Source organism: Streptomyces sp. NPDC005566 (assembly GCF_040605575.1).
Lineage (GTDB): Bacteria > Actinomycetota > Actinomycetes > Streptomycetales > Streptomycetaceae > Streptomyces.
This window is the reverse complement of the sequence record NZ_JBEXDB010000002.1, coordinates 445,389-466,099: the sequence shown is the minus strand read 5'-3', so window position 1 is coordinate 466,099 and position 20,711 is coordinate 445,389. Positions and strand designations below refer to the sequence as shown.

Below are 20,711 nucleotides of genomic sequence, written 5' to 3'. Positions count from 1 at the left end.
TGGGAGAATGACAGGACCCCTGGTCCCTTTTCGCGAGATCGTACTCAAGGTGCACAGCAGGTGCGATCTCGCGTGTGACCATTGCTATATCTATGAACACGCAGATCAGAGCTGGCGTACCCGCCCGAAAACGATCTCTGACGAAGCCATTTCATGGACAGCTCGACGACTGGCCGAGCATGCCTCGGCGCATGCGCTCGATTCGATGTCAGTGATCCTGCATGGAGGAGAGCCACTCCTGGCCGGACCCGCGCAACTGCGTCGTGTCTGCGAGGAGCTCACATCGGCGATGAACGGTGTCGCTGAGCTGGACCTCAGGATCCACACCAACGGTGTCCAGCTCAGCTCCCGCTACCTCGACCTCTTCGACGAGTTCCACGTCAGGGTCGGCATCTCGCTCGACGGTGATCGCACGGCGAACGACCGGCACCGCCGCTTCGCCAACGGGCGTACCAGCCATCCGCAGGTTCTCCGAGCCGTGGATCTGCTCCGTCAGGAGCGCTACCGGCACCTGGACCTCGGGCTCCTGTGCACCATCGACATCCGGAACGACCCGGTCGCCGTGTTCGACGCGCTCGCCGAGCTCGAACCGCCCCGCGTCGACTTCCTTCTGCCGCATGCCACCTGGGACGACCCCCCGCTGCGGCCGGACGGCTCGCCCACCGCCTATGCCGACTGGCTCCTCGCGGTCTTCGACCGCTGGCAGGAGCAGGATCCGGAACAGCGGCTGCCGGTGCGACTCTTCTCCTCGGTGCTCTCCACCCTGGGCGGCGGCCCCAGCCTCACCGAGTCCCTGGGCCTCGCACCCACCGACCTGGTGGTCGTCGAGACCGATGGCCAGCTGGAGCAGGTGGATTCGCTCAAGAGTGCGTACGAGGGTGCGGCAGCCACCGGATTCGACGTCTTCTCGCACTCCTTCGACGACGTCGCCGCCCACCCCGGGGTGCGGGCGAGGCAGCTCGGGCTGGCGGGAGTCAGCGAGACGTGCCGCCGGTGCCCCGTCGTACGTTCGTGCGGTGGGGGCCTCTACACGCACCGCTACAGCTCGGCCACCGACTTCGACAACCCGTCCGTGTACTGCCACGACCTGGAAGCGCTGGTGCGCGGCATCGAGGCACGCACCGCCCACCTCACGGTCCCCCCGGCGGTGACCGACCCGCAGGAACTGGCCGCCGAGCAGCAGGACCTGACCCGCACCCTGCTCGCCGGGCTCCACTCCGAGCTGGACGGCCGCGGAGGGGCGCGCTGGGACGAGGCCTGGGAGCTGGCAGCGGTACTGGAGTCGTCGGAAGGGGGCGTCTCGGCGCTCGACCGGGTACTGGCTCATCCGTACACGCGGACCTGGCTGCTGGACGCGCTCGAGGGCCTGCACGCAGGACGGCCCGGTGCGGTCGACGACGCCCTGAGGTTCCCGGCCTGTGCGGCGGCAGCCGCGGTACGGGCGGGTCTCCCTCAGGCGGCGCAGGTTCCGTACCGGGACGGCAGGCTCTATCTGCCCACACTCGGCGAGCTGCGGATCGGTGGGGCCGGGCAGGCCGGCACGGTCCGGGTGCGCGCCACGGACGACGGGTTCGTGGTGCGGCCGGACAGTGGCGGGGCCGAGTGGCGGATCGTGACGGACGGGCCGGGTGACGAACCCGACTGGCTTCCGGTGCGCCTCCTCGGCCAGGGCCGCACGCCCTCCTTCGTGCTCGACGACCTCGACCCGTACCGGGACTGCTTCGGCGCTCCGGCCGCGCCCCGGCTCGGGCAGGCGGAGGCCGAGGCGTGGGGCGCGGGACTCGCGGAGGCCTGGGAGCTGCTGGAGGCGTCGGCGCCCGCCACGGTCGCGGCTGCGGGAGGCGGCCCGATCACGCTGACCCCGCTCACCACGGGGCGGAGCGAGGAGCGCCGTCCCGGTCACGGTGCGATCGGTCTCCCGGTGACCGGTGACGCGGAGGAACTGGCGATCGAACTGATGCGCGGGCTCCGGCGGACCACGTTGCGGGCCATTCTCGACATCACGGAGCTTTATGCGTCGGACGGTGCCTGGGAACATCGCCTGCCATGGACGGAGGAATTGGTTCCGTTTTCCCGGCTGCTGGCCGACACCTATGAACGGGTGGCAATTGCCGCTCTTGATCCCCTTTACATGCAGGGTGTGGAACAGGCACTCGACATGATCGGGACAGCGGCCGAGCCCACGGTCGCGGGAAGGCGACTCGTGGGAGTGCTCATCGAGGAGATGAAGGAAACACGGGACAAGTGGGCCGAATAGCCACAGGATTGCCGTGAATCGCGAAGGCGCCGGTCGAACCTGGGTATGGATGACTGAAAAGCGGCGTTGATTGACCGAACGCCATGGGGGTGGAGCAAGGTCCGCTCCGGAATGATGAATTCGCTCGCACCCTCTCCACAGTCCTGGGATGCGGGTGCTCACACAGGACGGGGGTCGTGTGCACGCATCGACGCAGCAGCGAGCGGCGGACCATCGGCCGTACTTCTTTCTGAGTTACGCGCACACACCGGGGTACGGCGGTGGAACGGACCCCGATATGTGGGTCGAACGGCTTTTCCAAGATCTTTGCGGCCATGTGATGGCCATGACCGATCTGCCCGCGGGCGCGCCCGCGGGGTTCATGGACCGGGAGATACGTTCCGGTGAGGGCTGGTCGGAGCGCCTGGGCGGGGTACTCGCCACCTGCCGTGTCTTCGTGCCACTGTTCTCGCCGCGCTATTTCGCCAGCGAGATGTGCGGCAAGGAGTGGTACGCCTTCGAGCAGCGTGCCATCCACCACCGGGCCCGCTCGAACCAGCCGGCAGAAGCGATCGTTCCGGCGCTCTGGGTTCCGGTGCCGCCCAACCAACTGCCCGGATCAGCCGAACGGTTACAGTTCAACCACCGTGATTTCGGGGACCGTTACGTCAGCGACGGGCTCTACGGGCTGATCAAACTCAGGCTCTTCGCCCAGGAATACGAGCGGGCCGTCTACGAACTGGCCAAACGCATCGTCAGCGTCGCCGACACGGTCCAGATCGACACCGGGAGGCCGGTGGACTACCGGCTCGCTCCCAGCGCCTTCGGATCACCGAGCAGTGGAGTCGGAGCACCCCGGCCCATGCAGATCACCATCGCCGCTCCCACCCGCCACGACCTGCCGACGGGACGCAACCCCGATTACTACGGGGACAACCCGCACGACTGGAACCCTTACCATCCGGACGCCGCGAAACCGCTGGCCTACGTCGCCGAGGAACTGGTCCGGTCCCTCAACTACCAGGCATTCATCACCTCGTTCGACGAGGAGTCCGGGCAATTGGAGGGGAAGCAGCCGCCCAGCACCCCGGAGATACTCCTGGTCGACCGCTGGGCCCTGCAGGACGAGGACCGGCGGCGGCGGCTCGCGGCCTTCGACGCGGAGAACCGTCCCTGGGTGACCATGGTCGTGCCGTGGTGCCGCGACGACCATCAGAGCAGAGCCGCCGAAGCAGAACTGACCGAGAAGCTCGAGCAGACGATGCCGGCCAAGATGCGACAGGGGCGGGCCTTCTGCCGGATCGCGGCCAAAGGGGTACCGACCATGGAGGCGTTCGGCCAGATCCTTCCCCAGGTGGTCGAGGTGGCCGCTCAGCAGTATCTCAGGCATGCCACGGTCTATCCGCCCGCGACAGGCGGACGGCACACCGAACGGACGCGACTGATGGGGCCCATGGGCAACACGCAGTTCATACCCGACATGCACGACCCTGCGACGGATGCGGAGGACGTATGACAGCCGGTCGTGACGGGCGCATCGTCACTTTCTACTCGTACAAGGGCGGCACGGGGCGCACCATGGCCCTGGCCAACACCGCCTGGATCCTCGCAGCCAACGGCAAGCGGGTGCTGGCCGTCGACTGGGACCTGGAAGCCCCAGGGCTCCACCGGTTCTTCCACCCCTTCCTCGACCCGGCGACGCTCGGTGCCACCACCGGTGTGATCGACCTGATCACCGAGTACGCCTGGGCCGCGACCAACCCCGCCCAGCGCGCGGACGACTGGCACCGCGACTACGCCCGCATCCAGCCGCACGCGGTCTCGCTCAACCCCGAGGCGCTCGGCTGGGAGTTCCCGCAGGGCGGCACGCTCGACTTCGTCTCCGCCGGCCGCCAGAACCGCGAGTACTCCGCGACCGTCTCCACCTTCGACTGGGACAACTTCTACGACCGGCTGGGCGGCGGGCACTTCTTCGACGCCCTGCGCGACGACATGAAGGCCAACTACGACTACGTCCTCATCGACAGCCGTACCGGCCTCAGCGACATCGCCGACATCTGCACCGTCCACCTCCCGGACGTACTGGTCGACTGCTTCACCCTCAGCGACCAGTCCATCGACGGCGCGGCCTCCGTCGCCCGGCAGATCGCCGAGCGCTACACCGGCCGCCCCATCTCCATCTTCCCCGTCCCGATGCGCATCGACGAGGGTGAGAAGGAGAAGGCGGACGCGGGCAGGGCCCTGGCCCGGCTGAAGTTCGACCGGCTGCCCCGGGACCTCTCCGGCGACGAACTCACCGCCTACTGGGGTGCGGTGGAGATCCCCTACCGTCCCTACTACGCGTACGAGGAGACCCTCGCCACCTTCGGCGACGAGGCCGGCCTCAGCAACTCGCTCCTGTCCGCCTTCGAACGGCTCACCGCGGTCGTCACCGCGCAGGAGATCACCTCGATGCCGCCGGTGGGCGAGGAGGTACGGCTGCGCATCCGCGACGCCTTCACCCGGCGCCGCCCCGCCATGCCGGCCGATCTCTTCCTCAGCTACGTGGCGGAGAACCGCATGTGGGCCGACTGGATCGAATCGGTCCTCACCCGGGCCGGATTCCGCGTGGTCCCGCGCGACGTCTCCGCCGACCCCGCCACCCTGGACGCCCCGCACAGCACGCCCGAGATCGCGGCCCGCACCGTCGTGCTGCTCTCCAGCGCCTACCTCAAGTCCCAGCGGGCCGTCGACCTGTGGACCCGGGCGGTCAACGAGGACCCCGGCGGCGGGCGGCGTCAGCTGCTGCCGCTCAGGGTCACCGACGTGCGCCTCTCGGCGCCGTACATCGACCGCAACCCGGTCGACCTGTTCCGGCTGGACGAGGTCCACGCCACCACCGCCCTGATGCGCGCCCTGGACAGGCCCGTCCAGCTCGGCGACGGAGTGTCGCCGGGACCCCGCTTCCCCGGTACCGTGCCGAGGATCTGGAACGCACCGCCCCGCAACCCCGGCTTCACCGGCCGCTCACTGGTCCTGGAGCGGATGCGGGACCAGCTCGGCGGCGGCATGGCCGTCGTGCTGCCGCAGCCGCAGACGCTGTACGGGCTCGGCGGCGTCGGCAAGACCCAGGTGGCACTGGAGTACGTGCACCGCTTCATGGCGGACTACGACCTGGTGTGGTGGATATCGTCCGAACAGTCCGACGACGTCGTGGCCAGCCTCGCCGAACTCGCCGTCCGGCTCGGCGCCCAGGGCGGCGACGACATGGCCTCGGCCTCGCTGGAGGCCGTTGACCTGCTACGGCGCGGTGTGCCCTCGGACCGCTGGCTGCTGGTCTTCGACAACGCGGACGACCCCGAGCGGCTCAGGCGCTACTTCCCGCAGGGCGGCTCCGGCCACATCCTGGTCACGTCGAGGAACCAGGCGTGGTCCCAGCACGGTGACGCGCTGCCCGTCGACGTCTTCCTGCGGGAGGAGTCGATCGAACACCTCCAGCGCCGGGCCCCGGGTCTGAGCGTGGAGGACGCCGCCCAGGTGGCCACCGCCGTCGGTGACCTGCCACTGGCCGTCGAACAGGCCGCCGCCTGGATCGCGGAGACCGCCACCCCCATCGGGACCTACCTGGAACAGCTGGCCCGCCAGGCCCCCCAGGTCCTGGCCCTCAACCAGCCCGCGGGTTACCCGGAGCCCGTCGCGGCCACCTGGAACATCTCCATCGAACGCCTCAAGGAGCGTTCGCCCGCAGCGGTGCGGCTGCTCCAGCTCTGCGCCTTCTTCGCCCCGGAGCCGATCTCCGCGGACCTCCTCTACAGCAAGGAGATGATCGAGGCGCTGAAGCCGTACGACTCCTCGCTCCAGGAGAAGCTGGTCCTGGGCCGGGTCATCAGGGAGATCGGCCGGTTCGCCCTCGCCAAGGTCGACCAGGTCTCCAACTCGATCCAGGTCCACCGCCTCGTACAGGCCGTCATCAAGGCCCAGCTCAGCGAGGAGGAACAGCGCGAGGCCCGGCATGTCGTGCACCGGATCCTGGCCGGGGCCCGGCCCGACAGCGACGAGCCGATCGACAACCCGGAGACATGGTCCCGCTTCGCCTCGATCTGGCCGCACCTCGGTCCGTCCGACGCGCGCAACTGCAAGGAGCCGGAGACCCGCAGGCTGCTGATCGACAGGGTGCGCTACCTGTGGAAGCGCGGAGACGTCAGGACCGCGGCCACGCTCGGCGACGAACTGCGCGAGACCTGGCTGGAGATGCTGGGGGAGCAGGACCTGCAGTACCTGTACCTCTGCTTCCACATCTCCAACATCCTGCGCACCCGGGGCCGGTACGTGGAGGCGAAGGAGCTGGACGAGTTCACCCTCCAGCGGCAGCGGGAGGTGCTGGGGCCGGAGCACCCGCACACGTACATGACCACCAGCAGCCTGGCCATCGACCTGGGGCTGCTCGGTGACTACGGCAAGGCGATCGAGCTGGCGACCAAGGCCCATGAGGGCTTCGGACAGATCTTCCACGAACGGCACCCGAGGACGCTGGCCGCGGCCAACAACCTGGCACTGAACCTCCGGAGCATCGGGCAGTACGCCCGGGCCAGGGAGATCGACCAGGACTGCTACGACCTGCGGTCCGAGGTGCTGGGACAGGAGCACCCGCACAGCCTGTCCTCCGCCATGAACCTGGCCCGCGACCTGCGCGAGGTCGGACGGTACGAGGACTCCGTCAGTCTGCTCAGCCGCACCTACGACAGCTTCAAGTCCACGCTCGGCCGGACCTATCCGACCACTCTGAGCGTCGCGAAGAGCCTCGCGGTCTCCCTGCGCAGGGCCGGGCAGCTGGAGGACGCCCGCAGGCTGACGGTGGCCACCCGCGCCAGGTACCGGGGCAAGTACACCTCGGCCAACCCCGAATCGCTCGCCTGCGACCTCAACCTGGCGGCGGACCTGTTCGCGGCAGGGGAGGCGGCCGAGGCCAGGAACACCGCCCAGGAGGTCGTCGACCAGTACATGAAGGTGCCGGGGGAGCGGCACCCGTACACCCTGGCCGCACAGAACAACCTCGGTGTGTACCTCTTGGGGTCCGGCGCGCCGGAGGAGTCGGAGAGGCTGCTGACACGGGTGGTCGCCTCGATGCGCGAGGTGTTCGGCCGCGAGCACCCGAACACCCTGTTCTGCGTCATGAACCTGGCCAACGCGACGGCCGAGCGCGGCGACCTCGAGCTCGTCCTGGAGACGGAGCGCAAGGTCTCCGGTCAGCTCAGGGAGGTCCTCGGGGCGCACCACCCGGAGACCCTGGCCATGACCTCCAACCTCGCGGTCACCCTCGATGCGATGGGGCGCAAGGACGAGGCACTGGGGCTGCGGGCGGAGACGGGCGACGAGCTGGCACGCCAGCTCGGCGACGATCACCCGCTGACCCGGATAGCGCGGGACGAGACCAGGTTCCTGCGCGAACTGGAACCGATGTCGGTGTGATCGGGCCTGCCACGGTCCGGGGTGCCGAGTCCGCACGGACTCCGCACCCCGGACCGTGGGTCAGCAGACCGGCGCCTTGCGGTCGTCCAGCAGCCAGTTGAGCACCTCGGGGAGCACGGACAGCGCGTCGAAGTGTGCCGCCGCGGGTTCCATCACGGCGGTGACGCCCGGGATCTGTTCGGCCAGCCATCGGGAGTGGCCGACGGGTGAGAACACGTCCTTCTCGCCGTGCCACAGCATCACGGGGCCCGTGATGTCCGCGGGATCGAAACCCCACGGCCGGCAGAACGCGATCGCGTCGTCGATCCAGCCGTACGCCGACGTGCGCAGCCCCTCGCGGTAGTTGGCGAGCAGCATCGTACGGATCCCGGCGTCGTTGACCACGATCCGGTCGGAGTCGGTCAGCTCCCTGCGCAGGTCGTCCAGGAGCCGGACCGGATCCTGCCGGATCACCGCCGAGCGGCTGATGAAGGACTCCGCGAGCCCGTCGGGATCGGCCGCCGCCGCCGAGTACGCGAGGACGTTCGACGCGGCCATCCCCTCGAACCAGTCGAGGCCCTCGGCATCCCAGGGAGCCAGACCGACCAGTGCGGCGGTACGGGTCACCCGCTCGGGCATCATCGCCGCGCACGCCAGGGCGTGCGGCGCGCCGCCGGACCTGCCGACCACGGCGAAGCGCTCCAGGCCGAGCGAGTCGGCGATCGCCCGTACGTCCTCGACGACATCCACCACCCGGCGTCCCGCCAGCCGGTCGGAACCGCCGTACCCCGGGCGGTCGTAGGCGATCAGCTGCATCTTGCGCTGGTAGAGGACCATCCCGCGGGGAGCGGGTCCGAGCCGGCTGCCCGGCATTCCGTGCAGGAGGAAGACCGGTCTGCCGCGCGGATCCCCCTGACGCTCGACCATCAGATGCCGTCCGTCCGCCACGCGCACCCGACTGCGCACCCCGTCGCCTCCGCTCGGTCACCCCGCCCGGTCCGGGCATCAAGTGCCCGGTGTGTGCTGCCAGTTCGATGATGACCCATCAAGGGCGCCACCGGGACTCCTTGTCGGAAGGAACCCGCGTCTGCCCGGTTTCCGGCTCGCACCGCATCCGGACGGGGAACCCCAGCATCCGGACTCGCAAGAGCGAAAACAGGACAGGACTAGTCCTCACCCGCTGCCGACAGCCGATTGCACGCGGTATTCGCATATGGAACCGACGTGGTCCGACCTCCCGGTTGTGAACGGGTCAGGGGTGAAGCGTCGTTGTCGTGTGTGCGTCCTGAAGTCGACCTTGTGTGCTATCGCCCGCATCGGAATAGTGGGCGCCCCATCCTCCGTGTTCCGGACCCCCCACAGGTCCGTACCACGGCCCCACAGGAGGTCGAAGTTGAAGCACCGACGCATATCCAGGAAGCGCGCGGCCATGGCGGGATCGGCCGTCGTCGCCCTGGTTGCAGCAGGAGTCACCTTCCAGACTGCGAACGCCAGTGACGACGTGCCCCAGTTCACGGCACGGACGCTGACGGCGAACGCGGCCGGAAATCTCGCCACGACCCTGGACAAGACCCTGGGCGGCGACACGGCCGGCGCGTACTACGACGCCGAGGCGAAGAACCTCGTCGTGAACGTCCTCGACGACGCCGCGGCGGAGCAGGTGCGCCAGGCGGGCGGCAAGGCCAGAGTCGTACGGAACTCGCTCACCGAGCTGTCATCGGCCCGGCAGACCCTCACCGACAAGGCCACCATCCCCGGCACCGCCTGGGCGGTCGACCCCGTCAGCAACAAGGTGGTCGTCACCGCCGACCGTACCGTCGAGGGCGCGGCCTGGGACAAGCTCAGCGCCGTGGTCGAGGGTCTCGGCGGCAAGGCGGAACTCAACAAGTCCGCAGGGGAGTTCAAGCCCCTCATCGCGGGCGGCGACGCCATCTTCGGTGGCAGCGGACGCTGCTCGCTCGGCTTCAACGTGGTCAAGGACGGCGAGCCGTACTTCCTGACCGCCGGGCACTGCACCGAGGGGATCACCAGCTGGTCCGACTCGCAGGGTGGCGCGGAGATCGGCGCCAACGAGGGCTCCAGCTTCCCGGACAACGACTACGGCCTGGTCAAGTACACCGCGGACGTGCCGCACCCCAGCGAGGTGAACCTCTACAACGGCTCCACCCAGCCGATCACCAAGGCGGGCGAGGCCACCGTCGGCATGTCGGTGACCCGCAGCGGCTCCACCACCCAGGTGCACGACGGTGAGGTCACCGCACTGGACGCCACGGTCAACTACGGCAACGGCGACATCGTCAACGGCCTCATCCAGACGACGGTCTGCGCCGAGCCGGGCGACAGCGGCGGCTCGCTCTTCTCGGGCGACACCGCCATCGGCCTGACCTCGGGCGGCAGCGGCGACTGCTCCGCGGGCGGCGAGACCTTCTTCCAGCCGGTGCCGGAGGCTCTGTCCGCCTTCGGGGCCGAGATCGGCTGACCTGCACCTCCTGCTCCTGTACGCGACGGGCTCGCTCCCTCACTCCCAGGTGAGGCGAGCGGGCCCGTTGCCGTGAGCGGTGGAGGGCCCGGGCGGTGATGCCGACCGGGCCCGAAGGGACGGCGGCGGTCAGGCGGCCTGGGGGAGTCTGCCGTCCGCCTTGGCCGGTGCGACGCCGAAGATGTCCACGGCGTGGTAATACGTCCAGGCTGTGGCGTTGCACGACGTCAGCGTTGCGCCGGAGTAGGCCGCGCATACGCGCTTGAGGTCCGAATAGAAGGCGGAGTCGATGCGGGCCTTGTTGGCGGAGAACGTGCCGGCTGCCTTGTAGTTCCGGTAGCCGAAGTCGTGGCGGGCGCACGCCGTTTGGAAGGGGAAGCCGAACGGGTTGTCGGGGGAGGTGCTGCAGTAGTCCGTCCCCCAGTCGAAGCCGTAGGCGGCCCATGCGCCCTGGTTGTTACGGGCGGCGTTCCAGGCGTTGTAACTGGAGGCGCTCGTCTGGGTCCAGGAGCTGAGGACCTGGGGCTTGTCCGCAGGGGCGGCCGAGGCGGATGCGGCGGGTATCAGGGCGAGGGGAAGCGACAAGGCGACTGTGGCGAGCAGGGTGGCGAAGCGGCGACGCATGAGCAACCTCCGTGGGATGAAAGAGAGCTGTGGTGGCCGTGCGCCTCGCGGGTCGCACGAGGCCGCTCCAGAATGCCGCCATGTACCTGCCATGCCTAGCTGTTTCGCCGATCGGACGCCAAGAGTTGGCGCACCGGTCGGGCAGCAGTCACGGGGGCCAAGGACGAGGGGCCCCGAGCGCATGCGGGAGCCCCGGCGCAGAGGGGTGCTCCAGCCGCTCCACACGTGACGGCGCGAAGCCTCAGGCGAGGTTCGAGCCGCCGTGGGCCGTCGCCGCTCTCGTCGCCTCGTCCGGCCGGTGCCGCATCGCGGTCAGCAGGGTGACGACCGTGCCGGCGACCGCCCAGGCCGAGAGCACCAGCAGCGGTCCGGTGACCGCGTTGCCCTCGAAGTACGCGATCGAGCGGGCCACCCAGGTCCCCGCGCCCGGCGGCAGGGCGGGGCCGACCGCGCGCCAGAAGTCCGGCAGCATCGGCAGCGGGAAGGCGCCGCCCGCGCTCGGATTTCCCGCGATCACGATGATCAGCACGGCCAGGCCGATGCCGACGATGCCGGTGAGCGCCTCCAGGGCGAGTGTGATCATGCCGACCGAGAAGACGACCAGGGCGCCGAGCCCGGACAGGGCCCACACGCTGCCCGGGAGTGCGCCGAGCACCGGTCCGACGATGACCGCGCCGCCGATCCCGCCCGCGATCGAGTACAGCGCCATGACTCCGGTGCGAATGAGTGCGCGCTGCCGGTTGGCGGGCCTGGTGCCCGCGCTGATCGCCAGGATCGACGCGCAGAGGTAGCCGCCGACGCACCAGCCCACGACCAGGTAGAAGGACGACAGGCCGTCGAAGTCCTCCGGGGAGGCCGGGGCCACGTCCACGGCTCGCACCGTGCGCTGCCGTGGCTCCTCCGCCCTGGCGATGATCCTGACCAGGCTGTCCGCCAGTACGGTGCCGCCGCCTGAGGCGACGAGGACGGTGTCCGTCCTCCCGGTGGGGCTGACGAGCAGGGCGCCGTCGATGTCGCGGTTCATGATCTGCCTGCGGGCCTCGGCCGCGTCGCTGACCGCGCGTGGGTCCAGCGGGCCGCCCGGGAGGTCGTCCAGCTGGGTGACGAGCTGCCCGGACACCTTCTGCGGGGCGACGACACCGAAGGGGACGTCCGTCGGGTCGGGCTTGTGCAGCGCCCCGACGTACGAGGCGATGAACAGCAGCTGCAGCCCGAGCACGCCGATGACGAGCAGTGCGGCCCGTGTGGTGACGGCGTTCTTCACTTCACCGGCGAAAGTCATGTCCCTACGGTCCGGGCGGTCCGTCGTCCACGCAGGCGGGGCGGGGCTGAATGGCCCAGGGAGACGCAGGGGCGGACGCGGGCGCCGGAGGTGACGAAGCTCTCGCCGCGGAGGGATGTGTGCGGCTCGGAGACCGATCTGCGCCAACCCTCCTGCCGGGCCGCGGAGGTGACGGTGAGACAGCTGTTCCGGGCATGCCAACGGCATCCCGCAATCCGTTCACACGTTCGAATCATGTCGCCGACCTGGGTTGATGGAGCTAAGGTAATCGAACGAGCGTACGATAGACGTTATCGGGTGAATGGGTTAAATGGGGTGAAGTGATGGAGGTGCGACATGGCGGGCTTCGCCCATCTGCACGTCGCGTCCGGTTACTCCGTCCGCTACGGCGCAGCCCATCCCGAGCACCTCGTCCGGCGGGCCGCCGAGCGCGGTATGGCGGCGGTCGCGCTCACCGACCGTGACACGGTCACCGGAGCCGTACGGTTCGCGCGGGCCTGCGCGGAATCCGGTGTCCGGCCGGTCTTCGGTGTCGATCTGGCGGTCGAGGCCATCGCGCCGCCGCCTCCGGCACAGCGGCGTCGCACCCCGGCACGCGGTGGCGCGCACGTCGTCGAGCCGCCGCTGCGGTTCGTGCTGCTCGCGCAGAACCGGGCCGGATGGGCACGGCTGTGCCGCATCACGTCGGCCGCGCACGCAGGCACCGCGTCCGGCGCGGCACCGGTAGTGGTGCCGTGGGAGGCGCTGCGCGAGCACGGCGGCCCCGGCCTCATCGTGCTGCTCGGGCCGCTCTCGGAGCCGGTACGGGCACTGGCGGCAGGCCGGGAGGACGTCGCCGTGAAGCTGCTGGCGCCGTGGCAGGAGATCTTCGGGGACGGGGTCCGGCTGGAGGCCGTCGCACAGAAACGTTCCGGCCTCGGCCCCGGATCGCTTCGCCTGGCCGCCCGCACCCTGGCGCTGGCCGACCGCACCCGCACCACCGCCGTGCTGTCGAACGCCGTCCGCTACGCCGACCCGGACCAGCACCGGCTCGCCGACGTCCTGGACGCCGCGCGACTGCTGCGGCCGATCGACCGGCGCCGCCTGGACAGCGGGCAGCGCTGGCTCAAGGACGAGGGCGCGATGGCGGGCATCGCACGGATGATCGCCGAGTGCGCCGGAGCCGACCCCCGGCGGGCAGGCCGCCTGCTGGCGGACACCGCCGTCACCGCGGTCTCCTGTGCCGTCGACCCCGTGGCGGACCTCGGGCTGGGAACGCCGCACTTCCCTGAACCGGAGGTGCTCGGCGCCGGGACCCGGACGGGCGGAGCGTCGCAGTTGCTGCGCCGGCAGTGCGAGACGGGTCTGGCCCGACACGGCCTGGACCGGGACCGGGCGGCGCTCGACCGGCTGGACGAAGAACTCGGCGTGATCGCGGAGCTGAAGTACGACTCGTACTTCCTCGCCGTCGGCCAGGTCGTCACCGACATCCGGGCCAAGGGCATCCGAGTCGCGGCCCGCGGCTCGGGCGCCGGGTCGATGGTCTGCCACGCGCTCGGCATCGCCACCGCCAACCCGCTCGACCACCACCTGCTGTTCGAACGCTTCCTCAGCGTGCGACGGGCTTCTCTGCCGGACATCGACATCGACGTGGAGTCCGCCAGGAGACTGGAGTGCTACGACGCGATCTTCGAACGGTTCGGCAAGGAACGGGTGGCGGTCACCGCCATGCCCGAGACCTACCGGGCCCGCCGCGCCCTGCGCGACACCGGCCTGGCCCTGGGGATCGCGCCCGCGGAAGTCGACCGGATCGCCAAGAGCTTCCCGCACCTGCGGGCCTGTGACATCACCGGCGCGCTCGCCGAGCTGCCCGAACTGCGGCAGCTGGCGGCCGAGGCGGACCGGTACGGACCGCTGTGGGAGCTCGCCGAGGGCCTCGACTCCCTGATCCACGGCATGGCCATGCACCCCTGCGGCGTGGTCATCAGCAACGCGACACTCCTGGACCGGCTGCCGGTGCAGCCGACCCCGCAGGGCGACTACCCGATGGCGATGGCGGCGAAGGAGGAGATCGAGGCGCTGGGCAACATCAAGCTCGACGTCCTGGGCGTGCGGATGCAGTCCGCGATGGCCCACGCCGTCACACAGATCGAAGGGGCGACCGGCAACCACATCGACCTGGACGACCCGCAGCAGGTGCCGCTCGACGACGTCTTCGCGTTCAAGCTCATCCAGGAGAGCCAGACCCTGGGCCTGTTCCAGCTCGAGTCACCCGGCCAGCAGGACCTGCTGTCCCGGCTGCAGCCCCGCGACCCGCAGGACGTCATCGCCGACATCAGCCTCTTCCGTCCCGGACCGGTCGCCGGCGGCATGCCCGAGCGGTACATCGCCGCACGCCACGGCGGCACACCGCACTACGCCCACCCGGACCTCGAACCCGTACTCGCCGACACCTACGGCGTGACCATCTGGCACGAGCAGATCATCGAGACGCTGTCCGTGCTGACGGGCTGCGACCGCGCACTGGCCGAGATCGCCCGGCGGGCACTCGGCGACAAGAACCGGCTGCCCGGGATCAAGGACTGGTTCCATCGCCAGGCACGCGCTCGCGGTTACCGGGCGGAGGTTCTCGACGAGGTGTGGGGGACCGTCGAGGCTTTCGGTGCCTACGGCTTCTGCCGGGCCCATGCGGTCGCCTTCGCCGTACCGGCCCTGCAGAGCGCCTGGCTCAAGGCGCACTACCCGGCGTTCCTGCTGGCGGGCCTCCTCGAACACGATCCCGGGATGTGGCCCAAGCGCGTCCTGGTCTCGGACGCCCGCCGCCGCGGGGTGCCGGTCCTGTCCGTCGACATCAACCACTCCAAGGTGGAGCACACCGTGGAGCGGACCGACACGGAGCAGTGGGGGGTACGTCTCGCACTGTCCGCGGTGCACGGCATCAGCAAGGAGGAGTGCGTACGGATCGAGGAAGGGCAGCCGTACGGATCACTGTCGGACTTCTGGCAGCGGGCACGCCCCGGCCGGCCGGTCGCCGAACGCCTCGCGGAGATCGGTGCCCTGACCTGCCTCCACGACGGCCGCCTCACGCGGCGCGACCTGCTGCTGCAGATCGCCGAACTCCACCGGGCCTCCCGCACCCGTTCCGCGGGCAAGGGCCAGCTGCCCTTCGACGCGGACGTGGCCGGCGGAGCGGAGCCGAGCGGTCTTCCGGAGATGACCGGGCGCGAAACCCTGAGCGCGGAGCTGGGCACACTCGGCATCGATGTCTCCAGGCACCTGATGGAGCACCACCACCGCCTGCTGCGCGAGATCGGCGCGACCGACGCGGCCCACCTGGCCGGACTGCGCGCCGGCCGGCAGGTCCTCGTCGCCGGTGTACGGGCCTCCACCCAGACCCCGCCCATCGCCAGCGGCAAGCGCGTCATCTTCGTCACCCTGGAGGACGGCGCGGGACTGGTGGACCTGGCGTTCTTCGAGGACTCCCACCCGGCCTGCGCGCACACCGTCTTCCACAGCGGTCTGCTGCTGGTCCGCGGCACGGTCCAGGTGCGCGGCACCCGCCGCACCGTCGTCGGCACCATGGCCTGGGACCTCGAGCGGATTGCCGCCGCCCGACGAGACCACGGCCCCGAGGCCGCGCTTGCCCTCCTCGGCGCCGACCACCCGCACCCGACCCCCGCACAGCCGCAGCGCACCCTGGTCAACGGCACCACGGGCGCCCGGCTGCACCCGTACGCCGACCTGCAGCCCGCCGGCAGCCGCACGGCCGACCTGAAGAAGTTCGGCTACACCAGCCCGGGGAGTGCGGGATGACCCCACGTCAGCGGCACATCGCCCATCTCCATCTGCACGCAGCGCTGAGCGAGGCTCAGTACGACGACATGATCGAACTGGCGTCCGGTATCACGCCCCACGTCCAGGCGGTCCCGCCCGACGCCGTCCAGCTCGACCTGACCTCGGCCCTCAGATACTTCGACCTGTCGCCCTACGACGTCGTCCAGTTGGCGAAGCTCCGGTTGAAGGCCCTCTACGGCGTCGACAGCAGCGCCGGCCTCGCGGGCAACCGCATGCTGGCCGCCATGGCGGCCGACGTGTCCGCGCCGGGGGACACCACCTGGGTTCCGGCGGAACGGGCCGCCGCTTGGCTGCGCCCCCGCCCGGTCGCCGCACTGCCGGGCATCGGCCGTACCACGGCGGACACGCTCAACAAGTACGGCCTGCACACCATCGGCCAAGTCGCCGACACACCCGCGGTGACCCTGCAGCGCCTTCTCGGTACCGGCCAGGCGAGGCTGTTGGCCGAACGCGCCCACGGCCGCGATCCCCGCCCGGTCACTCCCAGGGAACCGGCAGCGCATCTGAGCGCGGATCTTGTCCTCGAAAGGGACTGCCTGGATCCGGCGCAGCATCATCGGGCCGTCCTCGAACTTGCCGAGCGGATCGGGCAGAGACTGCGTGGAGAAGGCCAGGTCACCAGCCGTCTGGCACTCACCGTGCGGTACGCCGACCGCGGCTCCACCACCCGTACGCGCACGTCGGCGGAACCCACCAGCCATTCATCGGCCATCGCCGCGGACGCTCTGGGCCTGCTGGCCGGTCTGGGGCTGCAGCGCGCCAGGGTCCGGGCCTTCGTGCTCCGTGCCGACGGTCTGTTGCCGGCTGATGACGCCTACCGTCAGCTCTCCCTGGATCCCGGTGACGACCGTGCCCGGGCCGCGGAGAAGGCGGCGGACAGGGCGCGGCGGCGCTTCGGGCCGGGAGCCGTGTATCCCGCCGCCCTCGCTCATGTCCGACCGGTCGACAGTCGCACCTTGACCAGGGGTTGACCCGGTCCAGCCCCGCGCCGGCAGTACCGAGCCGCACCGGGGGCGTGCGGCCGGCCGCTCCGGCCGGCTACCGCAAGGACTTCCGGTATTTCTTTACTGACGCGTAACTTCCCCCGCTACCTTACTCGCGCGTAATTTGGCATGAGCACACAGAAACGCCAGCACATTCAGCTTGTGGTCCGGACCACAGGGCGCACAGACATCGCAACTCCCTTGAGCCGCAAGGAGACCACTCGATGCTGCCCTGGACCCGTGCCCCGCGTACCCCACGCGCACGCCGACCCCTGACCGCACTCCTCCTCGCCGTCGCCGTACTCGCCACCCCCATGGCGACCGCGACCGCAGCCACCCCCACGGAAGCCGCCTCCACCTCCGCCGCGTCCTCCCGTGGCTGGAACGACTACTCCTGCAAGCCCTCCGCAGCCCATCCCCGCCCGGTCGTCCTGGTCCACGGGACCTTCGGGAACTCGATCGACAACTGGCTCGTCCTCGCGCCGTACCTCGTCAACCGGGGCTACTGCGTCTTCTCCCTCGACTACGGGCAGCTCCCCGGAGTGCCGTTCTTCAACGGCCTCGGCCCCATCGACAAGTCGGCCGAGCAGCTCAAGGTGTTCGTCGACAAGGTGCTCGGCGCCACCCGCGCACCCAAGGCCGACATCGTCGGCCACTCCCAGGGCGGCATGATGCCCAACTACTACCTGAAGTTCCTCGGCGGCGCCGCCAAGGTGAACGCCCTGGTGGGGATCGCCCCCGACAACCACGGCACCACACTCCTCGGCCTGACCAAGCTCCTGCCGTACTTCCCCGGCATCGAGGACCTGCTCACCATGAACACCCCCGGCCTCGCCGACCAGGTCGCCGGATCCGCCTTCATCACCAAGCTCAACGCGGGCGGCGACACCGTGCCCGGTGTCCGCTACACCGTCATCGCGACCCGGTACGACGAGGTCGTGACCCCGTACCGCACGCAGTACCTGAGCGGTCCGAACGTACGCAATGTCCTGCTCCAGAACCTGTGCGCCCTCGACCTGTCCGAACACGTCGCGATCGGGACCATCGACCGCATCGCCTTCCACGAGGTGGAGAACGCGCTGGACCCGGCGCACGCCACCCCGACGGACTGTCTGTCCGTGATCGGCTGAGCGGGCCGGGTCCCCACGCGGTGCGGCCGCGTGGGGACCCGGTCGTGAGTGGTCAGGCGCGGTGGGAGCCGGTGGCTGCCCGGCGGCGGACCGAGGCGAACAGGGCGCTCGCGCCGATCGCCAGCGCGGCGGCTCCGCCGATCGCCAGGTACGTGGTGCTGCTGCTGCCACCGGTCTCGGCGAGAGCTTCGTCCGCGGTGCCGGCCGGAGCGGCGGCGGCACTGTTCGGCTCAGGAGCGTTGGCCTCGTCCCCGCCCTCGCCCCCGTCGGCCGGGGCCGCCTCGGTGACCTTCGCGCCCGTCGCGGCGTCGCTGTCACCGTGCCCGTTGTGCTCCACGGACGACTTGTCGGCGCCCTTGTCGATGTCCGCGTCGGACGGTGCGGAGGCGGCCGGGGCCGGGACGGCGGCAACGGAACCGCTGCCGGTTCCCTCACCGCCGAAGACCACGTCGGAGCAGGCGTAGAACGCCTCGGGGGAGTCCGAACGCTGCCAGACGGTGTAGACCAACTGCCGCCCCGAGGCCTGCGGCACGGTGCCGTCGAAGACGTACGACCCGTTCTCCAGCTTCGGGTCGGTCGCCTCGGCGAACGGCTTCTCCTGGAGGTCCGACCACTTCAGCGGCTGCGAGGGGTCGTAGCCGGCCTTGGTGAGGTACAGCTCGAAGGAACCCTTGTGCGGCGCGGTCGCCCGGAACCGGAAGGTGTGGCTGCCCGCCTTCATCGGGGTGGACGGCCAGTCCGCGCGCGGCAGGTCGAGCCCCTTGAACTTGTCGTTGCCCGCGCTGCACAGCTTGCCGTCCGGGATCAGCTCACGGTGCTTGCCCGCCGCGTTGGCGATGTTCACCCCGTTCCAGTCGTACAGGGCCTGGGTGCCACCTGCCGCGACCGCCGCCTGGCATGCGGCGGACTTCGGGCTCTCCGGCCCCTCCGCGAAACAGGCCGAGACCCGGCTCACCGGGTCGGTCAGCGAACCGTGGGCGGCCGCCGGGGCGGCGGAGAGTCCGGTCAGCGCGAGCGGAGCGATGCCGAGCGCGACGATCGGGGCGAGCCTGCGGCGAGCGGTCTTGATGGCGGCCATGGTGGCGGTTCTCCTTCGACGGGCGCGTCTGTGAGGGGACGGCACAGGGCCGAACGCCGGTGCGGCCCCCCGTACGAATGCCGCACCGACGGAACGGACCCCGTACCGGTGATCAGCAAACTAGCCGCCGTTCAGGGCGGATCGAGCCGTGGAAAGCCGCAGGTGGCCATCGTTATGGCGGGCTTAAGGGACCGCTAAGCGAGGCCTCAGGAAGCGGGCGGGCGAGGTGGTTCGGGGTGGGGGAGCGGTGAGGGCGCCACGTTGCCCGGATCGAAATCGGTGTTCACGTTCATGAATAATAATCAAGGACGAGACCGTTGACGCGTTCACGGCAAACACTCTAGCGTCAGTAGAAAGCGCTTTCGTCAGGCGCTCTCCTCCCTCCCCCCATGGTCGGACGAGTCGACCCAACCTGGAGACACGATGCAACTGAGACCAGTCATCGCATGCGTCAGCCTGCTGGCCGGCATGCTTGTCGCGCTGTCCGGCAACGCGGTGCACGCCGCGGGCACCGAGCTGTACGTGTCGCCCGACGGCACCGAAAGTGCTGCCGGAACCGAGTCGGACCCCACGACGCTCGCCTCCGCCATCAGCCGCGTCACTCCCGGCGGGACGGTCCACCTGCGCGGTGGGACCTACAACTACGCGCAGACCGTCACCATCCCGCAGGGCAACGACGGCACCTCGAGCGATCGCACGGAACTGTCCGCCTACCCGGGCGAGACCCCGGTGCTGAACTTCTCGGCCATGAGTGAGGAGACGACGAACCGCGGGCTCGCTGTGAACGGGTCGTTCTGGCACGTCAACGGAATCGTCGTCGAGCATGCCGGTGACAACGGGATCTTCGTCGGAGGCAGCAACAACATCATCGAACGCACCGTGACGCGGTTCAACCGCGACACCGGGCTGCAGCTCTCACGGATCCTGTCCACCACCCCCAGTGACGAGTGGCCGTCCAACAACCTCATCCTGAGCGCGGAGTCGCACGACAACGCGGACTCCGACGGTGAGGACGCCGACGGCTTCGCCGCGAAGCTCACGGTCGGTCCCGGAAACGTCTTCCGCTACGCCGTGTCCCACAACAACATCGACGACGGCTGGGACCTCTACACCAAGTCGGAGACGGGGCCGATCGGCGTGGTGACCATCGAGGACTCCCTCGCCTACAGCAACGGCACCCTCAGCGACGGCAGCCAGGACTCGAACGGTGACCGGAACGGCTACAAGCTCGGCGGCGACGACATCGAGGTCGACCATGTCGTCCGGCGCAGCATCGCCTACGACAACGGCAAGCACGGGTTCACCTACAACAGCAACCCCGGGCACATGTCGGTGTCGGGCAACGTCAGCATCGACAACGCCGAGCGCAACTTCCAGTTCGACGGCGGCACTTCGGTGTTCCGGGACAACGTGTCCTGCCGCAGCGGCAGCGGGACCAACGACAGGACCATCGGCGACGTGGACGGTTCGAACCAGTTCTGGACCGGCACGAACGGGTCCCGGTGCTCCGGCTACGCGGGCGCCCTGGACTGGTCGTTCGCCACGGACGGCAGCCTCGCCGTGACCTTCGGCGGAGAGTCCGTGACGCCGTAACCGACTCCCGGCCGGTCCGTCCTGTCGCGTCGGACGGGCCGGCCG

At 69.9% G+C, this 20,711-nt stretch carries 12 protein-coding genes; 8 read left to right on the top strand and 4 right to left on the bottom strand.

Annotation, left to right across the window (positions count from 1 at the left end; genetic code table 11):
* Nucleotides 1–7 precede the first annotated feature (7 nt).
* The 3 genes from fxsB (at nt 8) to fxsT (ending at nt 7,684) form a co-directional block, all read left to right on the top strand.
* Nucleotides 8–2,257: a radical SAM/SPASM protein FxsB, inactivated metallohydrolase extension form gene (fxsB, locus tag ABZS61_RS04980; RefSeq protein ID WP_356416211.1), complete on the top strand. Its 2,250-nt coding sequence runs from the start codon at nt 8–10 to the stop codon at nt 2,255–2,257.
* Nucleotides 2,258–2,405: 148 nt separating this feature from the next.
* On the top strand, nt 2,406–3,752 hold the full coding sequence (gene fsxC / locus ABZS61_RS04975; protein ID WP_356416208.1) for an FxsC protein: 1,347 nt from the start codon (nt 2,406–2,408) through the stop codon (nt 3,750–3,752).
* The gene (fxsT, locus tag ABZS61_RS04970; RefSeq protein ID WP_356416204.1) at nt 3,749–7,684 is read left to right on the top strand and encodes an FxSxx-COOH system tetratricopeptide repeat protein; all 3,936 of its coding nucleotides are present in this window, start codon (nt 3,749–3,751) and stop codon (nt 7,682–7,684) included. Before fsxC ends, fxsT begins: the two co-directional genes overlap by 4 nt.
* A 60-nt stretch (nt 7,685–7,744) precedes the next feature.
* On the opposite strand, the gene ABZS61_RS04965 is transcribed toward fxsT, so the two are convergent.
* Nucleotides 7,745–8,629, bottom strand: coding sequence for an alpha/beta fold hydrolase (locus ABZS61_RS04965; protein WP_356416201.1), 885 nt, complete (start codon nt 8,627–8,629; stop codon nt 7,745–7,747).
* A 427-nt stretch (nt 8,630–9,056) separates the two neighbouring features.
* On the opposite strand from ABZS61_RS04965, the gene ABZS61_RS04960 reads away from it, so the two are divergent.
* Nucleotides 9,057–10,142, top strand: a complete 1,086-nt coding sequence (locus tag ABZS61_RS04960; protein WP_356416199.1) for a S1 family peptidase — start codon at nt 9,057–9,059, stop codon at nt 10,140–10,142.
* 129 nt (nt 10,143–10,271) lie between these two features.
* Here the strand turns inward: ABZS61_RS04960 and ABZS61_RS04955 are convergent, their stop codons facing one another.
* Both ABZS61_RS04955 and ABZS61_RS04950 read right to left on the bottom strand, forming a co-directional pair.
* Nucleotides 10,272–10,766: a phospholipase gene (locus ABZS61_RS04955; protein WP_356416196.1), complete on the bottom strand. Its 495-nt coding sequence runs from the start codon at nt 10,764–10,766 to the stop codon at nt 10,272–10,274.
* Nucleotides 10,767–11,007: 241 nt separating this feature from the next.
* Nucleotides 11,008–12,048 (bottom strand): DUF3533 domain-containing protein, encoded by a 1,041-nt coding sequence (locus ABZS61_RS04950; protein WP_356416193.1) that lies wholly within the window; start codon nt 12,046–12,048, stop codon nt 11,008–11,010.
* Nucleotides 12,049–12,384: 336 nt separating this feature from the next.
* Here ABZS61_RS04950 and dnaE point away from each other — a divergent pair, with 336 nt between their 5' ends.
* From dnaE to ABZS61_RS04935, 3 genes are all read left to right on the top strand, one after another.
* Nucleotides 12,385–15,840, top strand: coding sequence for a DNA polymerase III subunit alpha (dnaE, locus tag ABZS61_RS04945; RefSeq protein WP_356416190.1), 3,456 nt, complete (start codon nt 12,385–12,387; stop codon nt 15,838–15,840).
* Nucleotides 15,837–16,853: an ImpB/MucB/SamB family protein gene (locus ABZS61_RS04940; RefSeq protein ID WP_356416187.1), complete on the top strand. Its 1,017-nt coding sequence runs from the start codon at nt 15,837–15,839 to the stop codon at nt 16,851–16,853. Before dnaE ends, ABZS61_RS04940 begins: the two co-directional genes overlap by 4 nt.
* A 236-nt stretch (nt 16,854–17,089) precedes the next feature.
* Nucleotides 17,090–17,995 carry an alpha/beta fold hydrolase gene (locus ABZS61_RS04935; protein ID WP_356416185.1) on the top strand — a complete coding sequence of 302 codons (906 nt, stop codon included), beginning with the start codon at nt 17,090–17,092 and terminating at the stop codon, nt 17,993–17,995.
* A gap of 52 nt (nt 17,996–18,047) precedes the next feature.
* Here the strand turns inward: ABZS61_RS04935 and ABZS61_RS04930 are convergent, their stop codons facing one another.
* Nucleotides 18,048–19,073, bottom strand: a complete 1,026-nt coding sequence (locus tag ABZS61_RS04930; RefSeq protein ID WP_356416182.1) for a lytic polysaccharide monooxygenase — start codon at nt 19,071–19,073, stop codon at nt 18,048–18,050.
* A 423-nt stretch (nt 19,074–19,496) separates the two neighbouring features.
* Here ABZS61_RS04930 and ABZS61_RS04925 point away from each other — a divergent pair, with 423 nt between their 5' ends.
* Nucleotides 19,497–20,666 carry a right-handed parallel beta-helix repeat-containing protein gene (locus ABZS61_RS04925; protein WP_356416180.1) on the top strand — a complete coding sequence of 390 codons (1,170 nt, stop codon included), beginning with the start codon at nt 19,497–19,499 and terminating at the stop codon, nt 20,664–20,666.
* Nucleotides 20,667–20,711 lie beyond the last annotated feature (45 nt).